The sequence below is a fragment of the Streptomyces sp. NPDC086147 genome, from assembly GCF_040702165.1.
Lineage (GTDB): Bacteria > Actinomycetota > Actinomycetes > Streptomycetales > Streptomycetaceae > Streptomyces.
Genome location: NZ_JBFBJO010000007.1, coordinates 1 through 16185 on the forward strand (window position 1 = coordinate 1; position 16185 = coordinate 16185).

Below are 16185 nucleotides of genomic sequence, written 5' to 3' on the forward strand. Positions count from 1 at the left end.
GTACTGCAGGGGGGACCCTGTGGGAGAGTAGGACACCGCCGAACAATCATTGTGGGAAAGCCCCGCACCTTCTGGTGCGGGGCTTTTCTGCGTTCACCCCCTTTCCTTTTCAGGCCGGCGCGACGAGCTGGGTGTCGTACGCCAGGATGACCGCTTGGACGCGGTCGCGGGCGCCCGTCTTGGCGAGGATGCGGCTCACATGGGTCTTCACCGTGGATTCCGCGAGGTGGAGACGGGTGGCGATCTCGGTGTTCGTCCAGCCCCGGCCGATGACCGTGAGGATCTCGCGTTCCCGCTCCGTCAGGGCGGCGAGACGGGGATCCTCCGGGCCGTCGGGCTCCTCCACGGGGGTCTGCCGCGGCAGGTGGTGGATGTAGGCGTCCAGAAGGCGGCGGGTGAGGCTCGGGGCGACGACCGCGTCGCCGGCGGCCACCGCGCGGATGCCGGCGAGGAGTTCCTCCGGCTGGGCGTCCTTCACCAGGAAGCCGCTGGCGCCGGCGCGCAGGCCGTCGTACGCGTACGCGTCCAGGTCGAAGGTGGTGACGATCAGGATGCGGGAGCGGGCTCCCGTGGCGATGATGCGGCGGGTCGCCTCGATGCCGTCCAGGCCCGGCATCCGGATGTCCATCAGGACGACGTCGGGGCGGAGGGAGTCGACCAGGCGGATCGCCTCGGCGCCGTTCGGCGCCTCGCCGATGACGGTCATGTCGTCCTGGCTCTCCAGCAGGATGCGGAAGCCGAAGCGCTGCATCGGCTGGTCGTCCGCGATGAGAACGGTCGTCACGAGGGGGGATCTCCCGGGATTCGGTGGGCGGTTCGGTCAGAGGGCGGTGCGGAGGGGGATGCGGAGCCGGACGGACCAGCCGCCGACCGGCAGCGGGCCGCAGTCGAGTGTGCCGTCGTAGAGGGCCGCGCGCTCGCGCATGCCGGTGAGGCCCTGGCCCTGGCCCCCGGGCGCTCGGGCGGTGCCCGTTCCCGTGTCGGTGACCTCCGCCCGTACCTCCCCGGGGGCGTACGTGAGGAGCACGGTCGCCTTCGCGTCGGGGCCCGCGTGCTTGAGGGTGTTCGTCAGGGCCTCCTGCACCACCCGGTAGACCGTCAGCTGGGCGCCGGGGGAGAGGGGATGGGAGGGAGGCTCGGCGCGGGTGTCGAGGCGGACCGGCAGGCCCGCCTCGCGTACGCCGGTGAGGAGGGCGTCCAGGTCCGCCAGGGTCGGCTGGGGGTCCCGTACCGCCTCCTGCTCGTCGTCGCGCAGGACGCCCAGGAGGCGGCGGAGGTCGGCGAGGGCCTCGCGGCTCGTCGTGCCGATGGCGTCGAGGGCCTGGGCGGCGCGCTCGGGGTTCTTGGCCGCCGCGTACCGGCCGCCGTCCGCGAGGCCGGTGATGACCGAGAGGTTGTGGCCGATGATGTCGTGCATCTCGCGGGCGATGCGGGTCCGTTCGGCCGCCGCGGCGAGCCGGACCTCCTGGTCCCGCTCGGTCTCCAGGCGGCGGGCCCGGTCGACGAGGCCCGCCGTGTAGTCCCTGCGGGAGCGGACCGTGATGCCGAGGAGGGCGACGAGCGCGTACGCCCACAGGGCGGGGACGACCCGCTGGTCCCAGCTCCCCGGGGCGAAGCGGACGGCTCCCGTCACCAGGGGCGGCAGGAGCAGGGCGAGGGCCCACAGGAGGGCGCGGGGCGGGCGGAGCAGCGCGATGTGGAAGACCGGGAGCAGCTGGAGGTACGAGGCCTGGAGGAAGGCGCCCGAGGCGTCGCTGACGAGCGCCGCGCCCGCCATCACGGCCAGGGCGGGCACGGGGTGGCGGCGGCGCCAGTACAGCGGCACGGTCAGGGCCAGGCCGAGGGCGGTCACGCACCAGGCCGGCAGGGTCGGGTCCGGGGCGGTGTTCCGCCAGCCGCCCGCCGCGTCCACGAGCGCGGCCACCACCCAGCAGGACGTCACCGCCGTGTCCCACGGCCAGGGGCGGCGGGCGTCGAAGGCGCGTACGCGCGTGAGGAGACGGTGGACGTGGCGGCTGAGGCCCGTGTCCGCGGTTCCGCCCGGGTGTTCTTCCGTCTCCGTCGTCACGTCGTCATCTTCCTCGCACGTCACGGCACTTGAGCAAGGGGGCTCGGCTCACGCCTTCGACCCTAGGGGGCGGGGAGGGGCGGGGCGTCGGACCGGGGTGGTGTGCGGGGGGCGGGCGTAGTACCGGGGTACGGCGCGCGGGGCGTGCGGCTTGGGAAATGCCTTGTCAGGGGCGTGTGTCCGTCGTCAGGATCTGGGCCATGGACTGTCTGATACGTGTCATCCGCGCCGACGAGTGGGAGAAGGCCCGCGAGATCCGTCTCGCCGCCCTCCGGGATCCGGTCGCGCACCTGGCGTTCCTCGATACGTACGGGGCGGCCGTCGAGCGGCCCGACTCCTTCTGGCGGGAGCGGGCGGAGGACTCGTCCGAGAGCGGTGCAGGGACGGTGCGGCAGTTCGTGGCCGAGGGGCCGGACGGCTCCTGGGCGGGCACGATCACGCTGCTCGTGGAGCGGCCCTCGGACGAGGTGCGGTTCGGCGAGCCGGCGAAGGTGGACCAGACGCACGTCGTGGGGGTGTACGTGCGTCCCGAGGCGCGCGGGACGGGCGTGATCGACGCGCTGTTCCGGGCGGGCGTGGAGTGGTCCTGGTCGCTGGCGGAGCCGGTGGTCGAGCGGGTGCGGCTGTACGTGCACGAGGAGAACGCGCGGGCGGCGGCCTTCTACCGGCGGTTCGGGTTCGCGCCGACGGGCGAGCGGGTGGCGGTGCCGGGGAGCGGGTCGGCGCAGGAGGTGGAGTACGCGGTGGAGCGGCCCGTCTCCTGAACCGGCTCTAACCCCGTGGGGTCAGGACGTCGTTCGGCCAGCGGGTCCTGGCCTGTTCGCGGGAGCGCATCAGGGCCAGGGCGGGCAGGCCCCGGCCTTCGCCGTCGGCCAGGAGGGCCGGGAGGGCGGGGAACGGGGCGACGGCGGCGACATCGTCGAGCACCAGGGTGAGTGGTGGGTCGAGCCGACCGTCGGATGACCGTGCGGCCATGCGGCGGCCGTGCTCGACCACGCTTGCGGCGAGCGCCGTCAGGAGCGGCATCGCGCCGGGGTGGGTACGGGGGTCCTCGATCGATTCACCCACCACGTAGAGGGTGCCCCCTTCGGGGAGGAAAGATGCCAGGGCCAGCGAATCCGTTCGATTCGGGGTGCAGGCCTCCCTGATGTGGACCGTGGAGAGGGCCGAGAACGCACGGGCCGTCAGCTCCTGTGCCAGGCGGCGGCTTTCGGGGTGGGCGGTCAGGGCGGATTCGAGCAGTCCGGCCAGGCCCGACACGGCCCTGGGGTGGCTGCGGAGGATCCGTACGGGTTCGTGGGCGTCGGAGCCCTGGGCCCAGCGGTGCACCTGGCGGAAGGGGCGGCCGTCGACGGCCGCCGCGTGCAGCCAGCAGCGCAGGAGCGTTTCCGCGGTGTCGGCGGTCGCCGCGTCGAGCCGGGAGTGCGGGCGGACCGGGGCGAGCAGGGCGGCGGCCCTGGCCTGGGCGGTCTCCGCGTCCTCGCAGCCCTCGGCGGGCGACCAGTGGAGCCGGCCCGGGGTGTCGCAGAGGTGCCCGGGGTCGTAGACGAGGACCGGGCCGAGCTTGCCGCGCGCGTCCTTGGTCTCCGACCAGACGGCGGGGTCGGAGGTGACGACGAGGACCGGGCCCTCGGCGTCCCGCACCGCCCGGACGGCGGCGGGGCGGCGGACCTCGGGCGGGCCGAAGAGGGTGCCGGGGGCGCCTGCGGGGGCCGGGTGCCCAGGCGTGGCGGGGTGGGGCTGCGGAGGGATCTGCGGCTCGGCCGGGGCGAGGAGCGGCCTCGGGGTCTCCCGTACGGGGCCCAGGGGGGCGGGGGCGGGTTCCCGGGTGTGCGGCTCGGGCTGGGTGGCGGGGGCCGCGCCTGCGGCGGCGGGGGTCCGGAACGACGGTTCGGGGGCGGTCGTGTCCGTGGGGGTCGGTACCGGCTCCCGTACGGGATGGTCCGTCGGCGGCCCGTACGCGCCCGCCTTCCGGTGGGCGCGGACCGCGCGCCAGCGGGTCACCGTGCCCAAGGCGAAGACCGCGAGGACGAGGAGGATCATCGCCTCGCCGATCAGGAGACCCCAGAAGAGGCCGTACCCCGAGAGCCGGTCCGGCGGGGCGGCCGGCCAGGCGGCCGGGAGGTCCGTCGGGGCCGTCGCCAGGGAGCGCAGGGCCGACGGCGTGCCGGTGTAGGCGACGCCGTCCGGCCAGGACCCGTGGGCGAACAGGCCCGCCAGACCGGTCGCCGTCCACACCAGGACCGTGAGGCAGAGGAGGAGGGCGAACAGGCTGAGCAGCAGCCCGTCCGAGATCCCTCCCCCCTTCCGTGCCGTTTCCATCCGTGCCGCCTATGCCACCGTCGACTGCGAGGAGCCGTTCATCTGCTGCTCGACGAGCATGGCCCGCTGCTCCGTCTCCCACTCCAGTTCCGGGTCGGTGACCGAGGACTCGGTCATGGCGCGGTCGGTGTAGACGAGCGGGCGTTCCTTCTCGGTGATGAGGTGTTTGACCACCTGCACGTTGCCGTTGACGTCCCAGACCGCGATGCCGGGGGTGAGGGTCGGGATGATCTCGACCGCCCAGCGGGGCAGGCCGAGGACCCGGCCGGTGTTGCGGGCCTCGTCGGCCTTCTGGGCGTAGATGGTCCTGGTCGAGGCCATCTTGAGGATCGCCGCCGCCTCCTTGGCCGCCGCTCCGTCGACGACGTCGGAGAGGTGGTGGACGACCGCGACGAAGGACAGGCCGAGGCGCCGGCCGAACTTCAGGAGGCGCTGGAAGAGCTGGGCCACGAACGGGCTGTTGATGATGTGCCAGGCCTCCTCGACCAGGAAGATGCGCTTCTTCCGGTCGGGGCGGATCCAGGTGTGCTCCAGCCAGACGCCGACGATCGCCATGAGGATCGGCATGGCGATGGAGTTGCGGTCGATGTGGGAGAGGTCGAAGACGATCAGGGGCGCGTCGAGGTCGATGCCGACGGTCGTCGGGCCGTCGAACATGCCGCGCAGGTCGCCGTCGACCAGGCGGTCCAGGACGAGGGCGACGTCCAGGCCCCAGGCGCGTACGTCGTCTATGGCGACGTTCATCGCCTCGGCGGACTCGGCCTTGGGGTGGCGGAGCTGCTCGACGATGTCGGTGAGGATCGGCTGGCGTTCGGTGACGTGGTGGGTCACGTACGCGTGGGCGACCTTGAGGGCGAAGCCGGAGCGCTCGTCGAGGCCGTGGCCCATCGCCACCTCGATGATGGTGCGCAGCAGCGCGAGCTGGCCCGTGGTGGTGATCGACGGGTCGAGCGGGTTGAGGCGGATCCCGGCGTCGTTGGCGACCATCGGGTCCAGGCGGATGGGGGTTATCCCCAGTTCCTGGGCGATCAGGTTCCACTCGCCGACGCCGTCCTCGCCCTGGGCGTCGAGGACGACGACCTGCCGGTCCCGGAAGCGGAGCTGGCGGAGCACGTACGTCTTCTCCAGGGCCGACTTGCCGTTGCCGGACTCGCCGAGGACCAGCCAGTGGGGGGCGGGGAGCTGCTGGCCGTACAGCTGGAAGGGGTCGTAGATGTAGCCCTTGCCGCTGTAGACCTCGCGGCCGATGATGACGCCGGAGTCGCCGAGGCCGGGGGCCGCGGTCGGCAGGTAGACGGCCTGGGCCTGTCCGGTGGAGGTGCGGACGGGCAGGCGGGTCGTCTCCACCTTCCCGAAGAGGAAGGAGGTGAAGGCCTCGGTGAGGACGGACAGCGGATCTCGCATGGGTCTGTGCCCCTTCGGCCCTAGCGGCGGATGCCGGTCGCGAACGGCAAGGTGTTCACAAAGGCCCGGTGGTGCTCGCGGTCGCACCACTCCAGCTTCAGGTACGACTTGCCGGCGGAGGCCCTGATCGTGCGCTTGTCCCGGGCGAGGGCCTCGGGGGAACGCGACGACACCGTGATGTACCCGACGAGGTTCACTCCGGCAGCGCCGCTGGCGAGATCTTCACCCCGCTGGTCGAGCCGGCCGTGGGCGGCGATGTCGCGCGGGTCGACCGTGCGGTTCATCTTGGCGGCGCGGCTGGCGTCGGCCTCGTCGTTGGTCTTCTCGGTGAGCATGCGCTCGATGGCGACCTCGGTGGGCTCCAGGTCCATGGTGACGGCGACCGTGCGGATGACGTCGGGGGTGTGGACGAGGAGCGGGGCGAGGAAGTTGACGCCGACGGGGGTCATCGGCCACTCCTTGACCCAGGCGGTGGCGTGGCACCAGGGGGCGCGGGTGGAGGACTCGCGGGTCTTGGCCTGGAGGTACGTCGGTTCCATCGCGTCCAGCTCGGCCGGCCAGGCGTTGCGCTTGGTCATGGCCTGGATGTGGTCGATGGGGTGGTCCGGGTCGTACATGGAGTGCACGAGGGAGGCGAGCCGGGACTGCCCGAGGGGCTGGCGGACGCGGATGTCGGCCTCGGCGAGGCGGGCGCAGATGTCGGTGAGCTCGCGGGCCATGACGACGGCGATGCCGGCGTCGCGGTCGAGGCGGCGGGCGCCGGAGGCGTGCTTGGCGGCGCGGGCCATGGCGTTGGCCTCGGCGGCGAGTTCGCGGGTGTAGTGCATGCAGGCGACGAGGTAGGCGCGGTGCTGCTCGCTGGAGGTGGAGACCATGGACTGGAGCTGGTCGTAGGACTCCTGGAGCCACGGGGGCGCGTGCGGGTCGCCGCGCTGGCCGACGTCCTTGGCGTGCGCGTCGGGGTCGGCGGGGAGGGTGCGGGCCAGCATCTGGAGGCGGGTGACGAAGCCGTCGCCGTTGGCGACGTGCTTGAGGAGGGTGCCGAAGCGGTCGACCAGGGCCTCCTGGTCCTCGCTGTCGCGCAGGCCGACGCCGGGGCCCTCGATCTCGATGGCGGCGGTGACGGTGCGGCGGTCGGCGTGGAGGAGGACGGCGATCTCGTCGGGGCCGAAGGGGGCGGAGAGCCAGCCGACGCGGCCGATGCCGGGGGGCGGGCCGATCTCGACCTCGCGCCCGTCGAGGCGGGTGCCGGCCTCGACGACGGAGGAGCGGTAGGCGGTGCCGCGCTTGAGCATGCGCTTGTAGCTGCGGTTGATCTCGAACCACTTGTAGAAGGTGCGGCCCTTGTACGGGAGGTACACGGCGGCGATCGCGAGCATGGGCAGGCCCGCGAGGAGGGCGATCCGCAGGGGGAGGAGGGGGACGAGGAGTCCGCTCATCATGCCGAGGAAGGCGCCGACGATGATCAGGGCGATCTCGCCGGTCTCGCGGTTCTTGCCGACGATCGCGTTCGGCCGGGCGCGGCCGACGAGATACGTGCGGCGGGGCGCGACCGGCTGGGACTGGGTCGTCAACGCCCTGCACCTCCAGAGTTCTTGCGGTTGCCGTGCGGGGTTCCGGCGGTGGGGCTGCTGCTGCGGGGGGCCGGGGGCGGTGTCGCGCCTCCGCCGCCGGCGCCGCCGCGGCTGCTGTGGGCGGCCATGCCGCCGGAGAGCTGGTTGGCGGGGCGGGGGGCCGCGGACCGGCCGCCGTCGCCGCCTCCGCCGTCGCCGCGGGAGCTGTGGGTCTTGATGCCCTGGGAGACGAGGGAGGCGGGGGAGGAGATGACGGCGGCGGCGGTGTTCTCTCCCGCGCGGTGGAGGCGGTTGTTGCGGGAGGCGGCGATCTCGTCGCCGAAGCCGGGGACGAAGCGGTAGATCATCGCGGAGGCGAAGATGGCGAGCAGGATGATCGCGAGGCCGGAGACGACGGCGGAGAAGGAGTCCGGGCCGGTGCCGGAGGAGAGGGCGCCGGCGAGGCCGAGGACGATGACGATGACCGGCTTGACCATGATGATCGCGATCATGATGCCGGCCCAGCGGCGGACGTGGCCCCACATGTTCTTGTCGACGAGGCCGGAGTAGACGACGACGCCGAGGAGGGCGCCGACGTACAGCATGACGGCGCGGAGGAAGAGCTCCAGGTAGAGGACGCCGGCGGCGATCACGGTCACCAGGGACACGATGATCAGCATGATCGGGCCGCCGCCGATGCTGTCGCCCTTCTGGAGGGCCTCCTTGAAGCTGCCGAAGAAGACGTCGGTCTGCTGTCCGGTGCCGGAGGCGATGACCTCGGTGACGGCGTCGGTGGCGTTGACGACGGTGTAGAGGATCAGGGGGGTGAAGGCGGAGGCGAGGACCGTCAGCCAGAGGAAGCCGATGGCTTCGGAGAGCGCGGTGGTGAGGGGGACGCCGCGGATGGCGCGCTTGGCGACGGCGAGGAGCCAGAGGAGGAGGGTGAGGACGGTGGAGGCGGCGAAGACGACGGCGTAGCGGCCGAGGAACTCCATGTTGGTGAAGTCCACGTCGGCGGTCTCTTTGACGGCCTTGGAGAGGTAGTCGAGGGTGGCGGTGGCGGCGTCGGCGAAGCCTCGGGAGAGGGAGGTGAGGGGGTCGAGGGCGGCGGCCGGGTCGGGGGTGGGAGCCGTGCCGGTCCCGGTGGACTGGCCCTTCTCGCACAGGTCCCGGGCCTCTCCCACGATGAGGGCGCACGGGTTGTCGCTCGCGCCGGGAGACGGTGTGGGCGACGGGGTCGGGGTGGGGGCCGCCTGGGCGCGGGACGCGAACAGGAACGGTGCGCCGAGGAAGGCGACGGTGAGCGCGGCCGTCGCGCGACCCGCCAGGCTTCGACTAGCGGGCATAGGTGAACCCTCCGTATCCCTCGACCGCCTCGGCGATCTCGTCGGCGGTGGAGGCGCGGTTGTCGCCGTTGACCGGGGTGGGTCCGTCGCTCTGGCTGGAGGACTCCAGGCGCCAGTCCCCGTCGACCCAGGTGAGCTTCTCCGTGATGGTGAACCAGGTGGAGGTGACGGGCCTGGTCGAGTCCGCGCCGGCGAGGCCGCCCAGGTTGGTGCACCACACCTCGACCGTCGCCGTGTTCTCCGTGTACTCCCGGATCCTGGTGCCGATCGGCACCGTGCGGGACACCAGGGTCGTGCCGGTGGGGGCGACGCCGTTCGCGTCGAGTCCCGCGCTCTTCGCGAGGGCGGCCGAGTAGGTGGCGTCCAGTGTCTTCAGGACGCCGTCCACGACCGCCGGGGCGTAGACGGCGCGCACGATGTCGTGGCGGGACGCCTGCTGGAACATCGCCGCCGACCCCAGCGCCACCGCGTAGTTCGTCGCCGCGCTCTGGGCCCCCTGTGCGTCGCGGGCGTGGCCCGTGGGGATGGGGCCGTTCCTGCCCGTGACCGGGGGGACGCCCGTCGCCGCCGTGGGGGCCGTCTTGCCCGGGGTGCCCGCGCGGGGGGCCGACGGGTCCGCCGGGTCGCCCCCGCCGCGGTTGGCGAGGGCGATGGCGCCGACGAGGAGGACCACCACGCCCACGACCGTGACGAGGGAGCGGGAGCTGCGGACGGGGCGGCGGCCGGCGCCGTACACGTCGCCGCTGTTGCCCTCGGGCAGGCGGGTCCGGGTCTGGCCCGAGCCGCCCACGCCGCCGAAGCTGTCGTGCTCGTCGCCGGGACTCATGCCGGGTACGCCCCCTCACTCGTTCGCGGGTACGGCCGTGCTTCAACAGGACTGGGCATCAGGTTCAGGTGGACAATCTCGGGAGACCGGTCCGACGGGACGTCAGACGGCCATCCCGTAGACGATGGTGAAGAGCGTCCCCAGCGAGCCGATGATGAAGACGCCGGTCAGGCCGGCCACGATCAGGCCCTTGCCCTGTTCCGCGCTGAACGTGTCGCGGAGGGCGGTCGCGCCGATGCGCTGCTTGGCCGCGCCCCAGATGGCGATGCCCAGGCAGAGCAGGATGGCCACGGCCATCACGACCTCGATCATCACCTTGGCTTCGTTGCCCAGGCTCCCGAAGGGCCCCCAGTTCGGGGCGATTCCACCGATAATGGTGGTGATGTCGCCCTTGTTGGCCGCCAGGTACATGTAACTCACCGCCCCTGTATGGGTTGTTGGCCGCCCCTCCCGGACGGCACGGGTCATCGCCCTATCTTCGCTGATGAAACCGCTCGCGTGTGACTGCTTGGCGGCTCTCTTTACCCGATCCCCGCACACTTGACCGGTCTGACCGCCTTGACCTGCGATGGTGTGGCCGGTTTCCGTGTGAAGAAGCGTATCGTCACTCTGTGTATCACGGAGGGTGACTCCGGGCAATGATCGTCGTTGTTCCACTCTTGGGGCGTCTGACGGGCGGGCGCACGCGCGGCGCGCGTGACGAGGTCGTCGCGCACCGTCCCCAGGGAGCCCCTCGCCGCCTAGACTGACCCGTCGGGGCGTACTGCCATGGGCCGAGGGGTGGTTGACGGTGCGTAGGGCGGGCCGTAGGGCGGGCAGGGCGTGGTGGGTGGCCGGCGGGGCCTTCGGGGTCTGTCTCGCCTTCGTGGCCATGCTCGTCGTCGGCACGTACTCCGCGGCCTCGGGCCTCGCCGCCGGCGCGGGCAGCGGGAAGAACGGCACCGTGGGGCTCGCCAAGGGCGCCGTCCCGGCCCTCTACCAGGGGCTCGTGCAGCGGTGGGGGAACCTCTGCCCCGCCATCAACCCGGCGCTGCTCGCCGCGCAGCTCTACCAGGAGAGCGGCTGGAACCCGCGGGCCGTCTCCCCGGCCGACGCCCGGGGCATCGCCCAGTTCATCCCCGGCACCTGGGCCAGCCACGGCATCGACGGGGACGGGGACGGGGACCGGGACATCTGGGACCCGAAGGACGCGATCCCGTCGGCCGCCTCGTACGACTGCGAGCTCGCCAAGTACGTGCGGAACGTGCCCGGCGATCCGGCGAGCAACATGCTGGCCGCGTACAACGCGGGCGCGTACCGGGTGATCCGGCACGGCGGCGTGCCGCCCTTCAGCGAGACCCGGAACTACGTCCGCATCATCAAGTCCCTGGAGAAGAGCTTCGCCCGGCCCCTCGGCCGCGTCGACCCGTCCCAGCAGGCCGCCGGGGCCATCCACTACGCGCAGCAGAAGCTCGGCACCCTCTATCTCTGGGGCGGTACGGGCACGGCCGCGCAGAACGGCCGGTTCGACTGCTCCGGGCTCACCCAGGCCGCGTACGACAGCGTCGGGATCCGGCTCCCGCGCGTCGCCAACGACCAGTACAACGCCGGGCCGCACCCCTCGCGCGAGGAGCTGCTCCCCGGCGACCTGGTGTTCTTCTCGGACGACCTGACCAATTCGCGGGCCATCCGGCACGTCGGCGTCTACGTCGGCGGCGGGTACATGATCAACGCGCCGCGGACCGGGGCGGTGATCCGCTTCGACCGGATCGACACCCCGGACTACTTCGGCGCCACCCGGGTCACCCCGGAGGGCGCCGCCGCCCTGCCCACGCACCCGCCGCAGACGTAGGGAGGCGTTCGGGGCGTACGGGACATGGCCGGAACTCTCCGTCATGCACAGGCCCTGAGCTGCGGCGGGCCGTCACTCTTCGATAACGTCGGCATGATCCACCGGAGAGAGCGGAACGCACGCCTCAGGCGGTTCGTTCCCTGATCCGACCGCTCTGACCACGGGGGTTGGAAACCGCAGACAACGAGAGCAAGGGGCCGCAGCAGATGGCTGTACTCGCATCGGACGGTTCGAACCCCGATGTCAGCCTGCTCTACGACATCAACGGACTGGCCAAGGCCGCTCCGCCGTGGTTCGACCGCGTCATGGCGTACGTCGGCGAGTACGGGATCGTCCTCGCGATCGTCCTCACCGTGCTCGGGTGCTGGTGGAGCGTCCGCCGGCGCGGCACCCTCAACGACTCCGTCTCGGCCGTCGCCGGTCTCGTCTGGGCCCCGCTGGCCGCCGGGACCGCCCTCCTGGTCAACATCCCCATCCGGGGCTTCGTCGAGCGCCCCCGCCCCTTCGTGGACCACCGGGGCCTGGAGGTCCTCGTCGGGGGCAAGACCGACTTCTCCTTCGTCAGCGACCACGCCACCCTCGCGATGGCCCTCGCCGTCGGCCTCTTCGTCGCCCACCGGGGCTTCGGTCTCGCCGCGATCGGACTCGCCCTCGCCGAGGGCTTCGCCCGGGTCTACATGGGCGTCCACTACCCGACCGACGTCATCGGCGGCCTCGCCCTCGGTACGGCGGTGGCGCTGCTCCTCGCCCCGCTCGCGCTCGCCCTGCTGACCCCGGTCGTCTCCGCCGTCGCCCGCTCGGGCCGCGCCGCCCGCCTCGTCCGCTCCCGCCGGGCCGAGACGGCGCGGCTTCCGGAGACGGTCGACATCCCCGAGTGCCGCGTCGGCGGATCGTCCGCCGGGACCGGCCGCAAGGACCGCAAGGACCTGGCCGCCTGACGACGGGTGAGCGGACCCCCTAGGGGGTGTCCGGCTCCGTCGCCGTACGGGAGTGGTCCGCCGCGTCCGTGCGCGCCCGGTCCCTCGATCTGCGGGCCGGGCCCGACCAGCCGCAGCTGCAGCGCGCCAGCGCGAACGAGCCGCGTTCCGTCGTGGTGGTGGTGTGGGGGGAAGCCTCCGCGTGCACGCGACCACCGTACTGCGCGTGACGGCTCGCCCGGACCGTCGTTATCCGGAACGGACGCCCCCGGGCCGGGGGCGAGGCGGTCCCGGACGGACAGCGGCGAGGTACGGGGGTTGGCAGACGATGGTGGTGCAGGAGTACGGGCGTCCGCAGGGCCGGGGGAGCGGGGCGTTCGCCGCCACCGTCGTGCTGGTCGGCTCCCTCGTCGGGTCCGCCGCCGTCTCCGGGTGCGCCGCGCCCCCGGGCCCCAGGCCCGCGGCCGATCCCGCGCTCGCCGTGCGGGGCGCCGCCGACGCGCTGGCGCGGGCCGGCACCGCCAAGGCCAGCACCGCCATGGAGATGGCCTCGGGCGGGACCCGGGTCACCATCCGGGGCGAGGGCGGCTACGACTTCCGGCACCGGACCGGCCACCTCCAGGTGGTGCTGCCCAAGGACCCGGCCGGCACGAGCGGCCACCGGCCGATCACCGAACTCCTCACCCCCGGCGCCCTCTACATGAAGAACCGCGGGGCCGGGGTGCCCGCCGACAAGTGGGTCCGCGTCGACACCACGGCCCTCGACGACGGGAACCTCGTCACGGGCGGCGCCACCGACCCGGCCGCCGCGGCCGAACTGCTGCGGGGCGTCCGGGAGGTCACGTACGTCGGCGAGGTGGACCTCGCGGGGGTGAAGGTCGGCCACTACCGGGGGGTCGCCGACATCGCGCACGCGGCCCGGGCCGCGTCGCCGCAGCTGCGCGGGGCGCTCGCCGCGGCGGCGAAAGGGTTCTCCGACGACGCGGTGCCGTTCGACGCGTACCTGGACGGGGAGGGGCGGCTGCGGAAGGTCCGCCACCAGTTCAGCTTCAGCAACCAGGGCCGCACGGTCGCCGTCGCGTCGACCACGCTCCTGTACGGCTTCGGGGTCCCCGTCCGGGTCGTGCTGCCGGACCGCCGGGACCTCTACGACGGGAAGGTCGAGACCTGAGGGGAGGGGCGGGCCGGGACCCCGTACGAGGGGAGGGCCCCGCCCCCGCCTCGGGCGACGGTGGCGCGGGCCATCGGCAAATGGTCCAGACGTGTCATGCGCGGTGCGTGGCACCGTCCCTACGCTGGGAGACCGCTGGGAGACCGACGCCGGCAGGAAGAGGTGGATGCGCGTGGCCCCGCCCGGTACCGCGACCGTGCCCGCAGACCAGGAGTGCGTCGCCCTCGCCGAGATAGAGCTGTGCGGCGAGCTCATCATCGCCGCCTCCGCCGCCGACGGGGAGCGGCTCAGCGCCGACCGGATAGACGAGGTGCTCAGGGTGGCGGCGGAACGGACCGCGCGCGGCTGCTGAGCGAACGGCGATTTCCGGCCGACCCGCCCCGCGTTTCAGGTGCGCAGCATGCGGGCGATCGCCTTCGTGGCCTCCTCGACCTTGGCGTCGACGTCGTCGCCGCCCTTGGCCGCCGCGGCCGCGACGCAGTGCCGCAGGTGCTCCTCCAGGAGCTGGAGCGCGAAGGACTGGAGCGCCTTCGTGGAGGCGGAGACCTGCGTGAGTATGTCGATGCAGTAGACGTCCTCGTCGACCATCCGCTGGAGGCCCCTGATCTGGCCCTCGATCCGGCGGAGGCGCTTGAGGTGCTCGTCCTTCTGCTTGTGGTAGCCGTGCACGCCGTGCTCGTGACCGTGCTCGTGGCCGGCCGCCGCGGCGGTCTCGACGGGCCCGACGGCCTCGACGGGCTCGGGGGTGACCTGGTCCGCCTCGGTGGTCGTCATCGCGTCCTCCCGTTGTCCAGAAAGGGGGTGTATACCCCTCGTGGGTATATGGTACCGATCCCCGCCGAACCGGGCGGGGGCCCGTGCAGATCACTGTGCCTGATGGGCGACACTGAGAGGACGCCGGTTAGCCGTGGCCGGATGATGCGCCTAGCATCAGCCTGACCCAACCCAGCACCCCGAGGACCTCACGTGCGATTTCGTCTGACCCCCAGGGAGACGAGCTTCTACGACATGTTCGCCGCGTCCGCGGACAACATCGTCACGGGCTCGAAGCTCCTGATGGAACTGCTCGGGGCGGAGCCTTCCGCCCGGGCCGAGATCGCGGAGCGGATGCGGGCAGCGGAACACGCCGGCGACGACGCCACCCACGCGATCTTCCACCAGCTCAACTCCTCCTTCATCACGCCGTTCGACCGCGAGGACATCTACTCCCTGGCCTCGTCCCTCGACGACATCATGGACTTCATGGAGGAGGCCGTCGACCTGGTCGTCCTCTACAACGTCGAGGAACTGCCCAAGGGCGTCGAGCAGCAGATCGAGGTCCTGGCGCGGGCGGCGGAGCTGACCGCCGAGGCGATGCCGAACCTGCGGACGATGTCCAACCTCACCGAGTACTGGATCGAGGTCAACCGTCTGGAGAACCAGGCCGACCAGATCCACCGCAAGCTGCTCGCCCAGCTCTTCAACGGCAAGTACGACGCCATCGAGGTGCTGAAGCTCAAGCAGATCGTGGACGTCCTCGAAGAGGCGGCCGACGCGTTCGAGCACGTGGCCAACACGGTGGAGACCATCGCGGTCAAGGAGTCCTGAGGCTTCGTGGACACCTTCGCTCTGATCGTGACCATCGGTGTCGCGCTCGGCTTCACGTATACGAACGGATTCCACGACTCCGCCAACGCCATCGCCACCTCGGTGTCGACCCGGGCGCTGACGCCCCGGGCGGCCCTGGCGATGGCGGCGGTGATGAACCTCGCGGGCGCCTTCATGGGCCAGGGGGTCGCCAAGACCGTCAGTGAGGGGCTCATCGAGACCCCCACCGGCGACAAGGGGATGGGCATCCTCTTCGCCGCGCTCGTGGGCGCGATCATCTGGAACCTGGTCACCTGGTACTTCGGTCTGCCGTCCTCCTCCTCGCACGCGCTGTTCGGCGGCATGGTGGGCGCGGCCCTCGCCGGCGGCACCGAGGTCATCTGGGGCGGGGTGCTCGACAAGGTCGTCATCCCGATGTTCATCTCGCCGGTGGTCGGTCTCGTGGCCGGTTACCTGGTGATGTGCGCGATCATGTGGATCTTCCGCAAGGCCAACCCGCACAAGGCGAAGCGCGGCTTCCGCATCGCGCAGACGGTGTCGGCGGCCGGCATGGCCCTCGGCCACGGCCTCCAGGACGCCCAGAAGACGATGGGCATCGTGGTGATGGCCCTGGTCATCGCCGACGTGCAGGAGGCCGGCGACGACATCCCGGTGTGGGTGAAGATCGCCTGTGCGGTGATGCTGTCGCTCGGCACGTACGCGGGCGGGTGGCGCATCATGCGGACCCTCGGCCGCAAGATCATCGAGCTGGACCCGCCGCAGGGCTTCGCGGCGGAGACCACAGGCGCGTCGATCATGTTCGGCTCGGCGTTCCTGTTTCACGCGCCGATCTCGACCACGCACGTCATCACCTCCGCGATCATGGGCGTGGGCGCGACGAAGCGCGTCAACGCGGTCCGGTGGGGCGTCGCCAAGAACATCATCCTGGGCTGGTTCATCACGATGCCGGCGGCGGCGGTGGTCGCTGCGCTGAGCTATTACGTGGTGAAGCTCTGCTTCGGCTGACGGCTGACGGCTGACGGCTGACAGGCGCTGCGCCCCGGCACTGCTGGGGGCCCGGGGGTCGTCCCCCGGGGGATGCGGCGTGGTGAAGCTCTGCTTCGGGTAGACGCTCGCGTACGGAAACGGGCCCGGCCCCCCACCAGGGGAGCCGGGCCCTT

The 16185-nt window shown here is 72.2% G+C and carries 17 protein-coding genes; 7 read left to right on the forward strand and 10 right to left on the reverse strand.

The window, feature by feature from the left end; all coding sequences use genetic code 11:
* Positions 1-109: 109 nt before the first annotated feature.
* The gene (locus tag AB0398_RS17205; RefSeq protein ID WP_366375901.1) at positions 110-784 is read right to left on the reverse strand and encodes a response regulator transcription factor; all 675 of its coding nucleotides are present in this window, start codon (positions 782-784) and stop codon (positions 110-112) included.
* Between the two features lie 36 nt (positions 785-820).
* Complete coding sequence (locus AB0398_RS17210; RefSeq protein ID WP_366375903.1) at positions 821-2068, reverse strand: sensor histidine kinase; 1248 nt, start codon at positions 2066-2068, stop codon at positions 821-823.
* 200 nt (positions 2069-2268) lie between these two features.
* Here AB0398_RS17210 and AB0398_RS17215 point away from each other — a divergent pair, with 200 nt between their 5' ends.
* On the forward strand, positions 2269-2832 hold the full coding sequence (locus AB0398_RS17215; RefSeq protein WP_366375905.1) for a GNAT family N-acetyltransferase: 564 nt from the start codon (positions 2269-2271) through the stop codon (positions 2830-2832).
* Between the two features lie 7 nt (positions 2833-2839).
* Here AB0398_RS17215 and AB0398_RS17220 read toward each other — a convergent pair whose 3' ends face one another.
* The 6 genes from AB0398_RS17220 to AB0398_RS17245 form a co-directional block, all read right to left on the reverse strand.
* A complete protein-coding gene (locus tag AB0398_RS17220; protein WP_366375907.1) occupies positions 2840-4390 on the reverse strand; it encodes a type VI secretion protein in 1551 nt (516 codons plus the stop codon).
* Between the two features lie 9 nt (positions 4391-4399).
* A complete protein-coding gene (locus AB0398_RS17225) occupies positions 4400-5794 on the reverse strand; it encodes an ATP-binding protein (RefSeq protein WP_366375909.1) in 1395 nt (464 codons plus the stop codon).
* 20 nt (positions 5795-5814) lie between these two features.
* Positions 5815-7368, reverse strand: a complete 1554-nt coding sequence (locus tag AB0398_RS17230; RefSeq protein ID WP_366375910.1) for an SCO6880 family protein — start codon at positions 7366-7368, stop codon at positions 5815-5817.
* The gene (locus tag AB0398_RS17235) at positions 7365-8693 is read right to left on the reverse strand and encodes a hypothetical protein (protein WP_366375912.1); all 1329 of its coding nucleotides are present in this window, start codon (positions 8691-8693) and stop codon (positions 7365-7367) included. The genes AB0398_RS17230 and AB0398_RS17235 overlap by 4 nt, the downstream gene beginning before the upstream one ends.
* On the reverse strand, positions 8683-9519 hold the full coding sequence (locus AB0398_RS17240) for a hypothetical protein (RefSeq protein ID WP_366375913.1): 837 nt from the start codon (positions 9517-9519) through the stop codon (positions 8683-8685). The genes AB0398_RS17235 and AB0398_RS17240 overlap by 11 nt, the downstream gene beginning before the upstream one ends.
* Before the next feature lie 102 nt (positions 9520-9621).
* Positions 9622-9930 (reverse strand): hypothetical protein, encoded by a 309-nt coding sequence (locus AB0398_RS17245; protein ID WP_351972632.1) that lies wholly within the window; start codon positions 9928-9930, stop codon positions 9622-9624.
* 460 nt (positions 9931-10390) lie between these two features.
* Here AB0398_RS17245 and AB0398_RS17250 point away from each other — a divergent pair, with 460 nt between their 5' ends.
* Positions 10391-11350, forward strand: coding sequence for a bifunctional lytic transglycosylase/C40 family peptidase (locus AB0398_RS17250; RefSeq protein ID WP_366376411.1), 960 nt, complete (start codon positions 10391-10393; stop codon positions 11348-11350).
* 206 nt (positions 11351-11556) lie between these two features.
* Positions 11557-12288, forward strand: a complete 732-nt coding sequence (locus AB0398_RS17255) for a phosphatase PAP2 family protein (RefSeq protein WP_366375915.1) — start codon at positions 11557-11559, stop codon at positions 12286-12288.
* 19 nt (positions 12289-12307) lie between these two features.
* Here AB0398_RS17255 and AB0398_RS17260 read toward each other — a convergent pair whose 3' ends face one another.
* Positions 12308-12475: a hypothetical protein gene (locus tag AB0398_RS17260; RefSeq protein WP_366375917.1), complete on the reverse strand. Its 168-nt coding sequence runs from the start codon at positions 12473-12475 to the stop codon at positions 12308-12310.
* Between the two features lie 120 nt (positions 12476-12595).
* On the opposite strand from AB0398_RS17260, the gene AB0398_RS17265 reads away from it, so the two are divergent.
* Positions 12596-13438, forward strand: a complete 843-nt coding sequence (locus tag AB0398_RS17265; RefSeq protein ID WP_366375918.1) for a hypothetical protein — start codon at positions 12596-12598, stop codon at positions 13436-13438.
* A 166-nt stretch (positions 13439-13604) separates the two neighbouring features.
* Positions 13605-13790 carry a hypothetical protein gene (locus tag AB0398_RS17270; RefSeq protein ID WP_366375920.1) on the forward strand — a complete coding sequence of 62 codons (186 nt, stop codon included), beginning with the start codon at positions 13605-13607 and terminating at the stop codon, positions 13788-13790.
* A gap of 35 nt (positions 13791-13825) precedes the next feature.
* Here the strand turns inward: AB0398_RS17270 and AB0398_RS17275 are convergent, their stop codons facing one another.
* The gene (locus AB0398_RS17275; protein WP_366375922.1) at positions 13826-14212 is read right to left on the reverse strand and encodes a metal-sensitive transcriptional regulator; all 387 of its coding nucleotides are present in this window, start codon (positions 14210-14212) and stop codon (positions 13826-13828) included.
* Between the two features lie 192 nt (positions 14213-14404).
* Here AB0398_RS17275 and AB0398_RS17280 point away from each other — a divergent pair, with 192 nt between their 5' ends.
* Positions 14405-15025 carry a DUF47 family protein gene (locus AB0398_RS17280; protein WP_365548667.1) on the forward strand — a complete coding sequence of 207 codons (621 nt, stop codon included), beginning with the start codon at positions 14405-14407 and terminating at the stop codon, positions 15023-15025.
* A gap of 6 nt (positions 15026-15031) precedes the next feature.
* Positions 15032-16030 (forward strand): inorganic phosphate transporter, encoded by a 999-nt coding sequence (locus tag AB0398_RS17285; RefSeq protein WP_366375924.1) that lies wholly within the window; start codon positions 15032-15034, stop codon positions 16028-16030.
* The last annotated feature ends 155 nt before the right edge of the window (positions 16031-16185 follow it).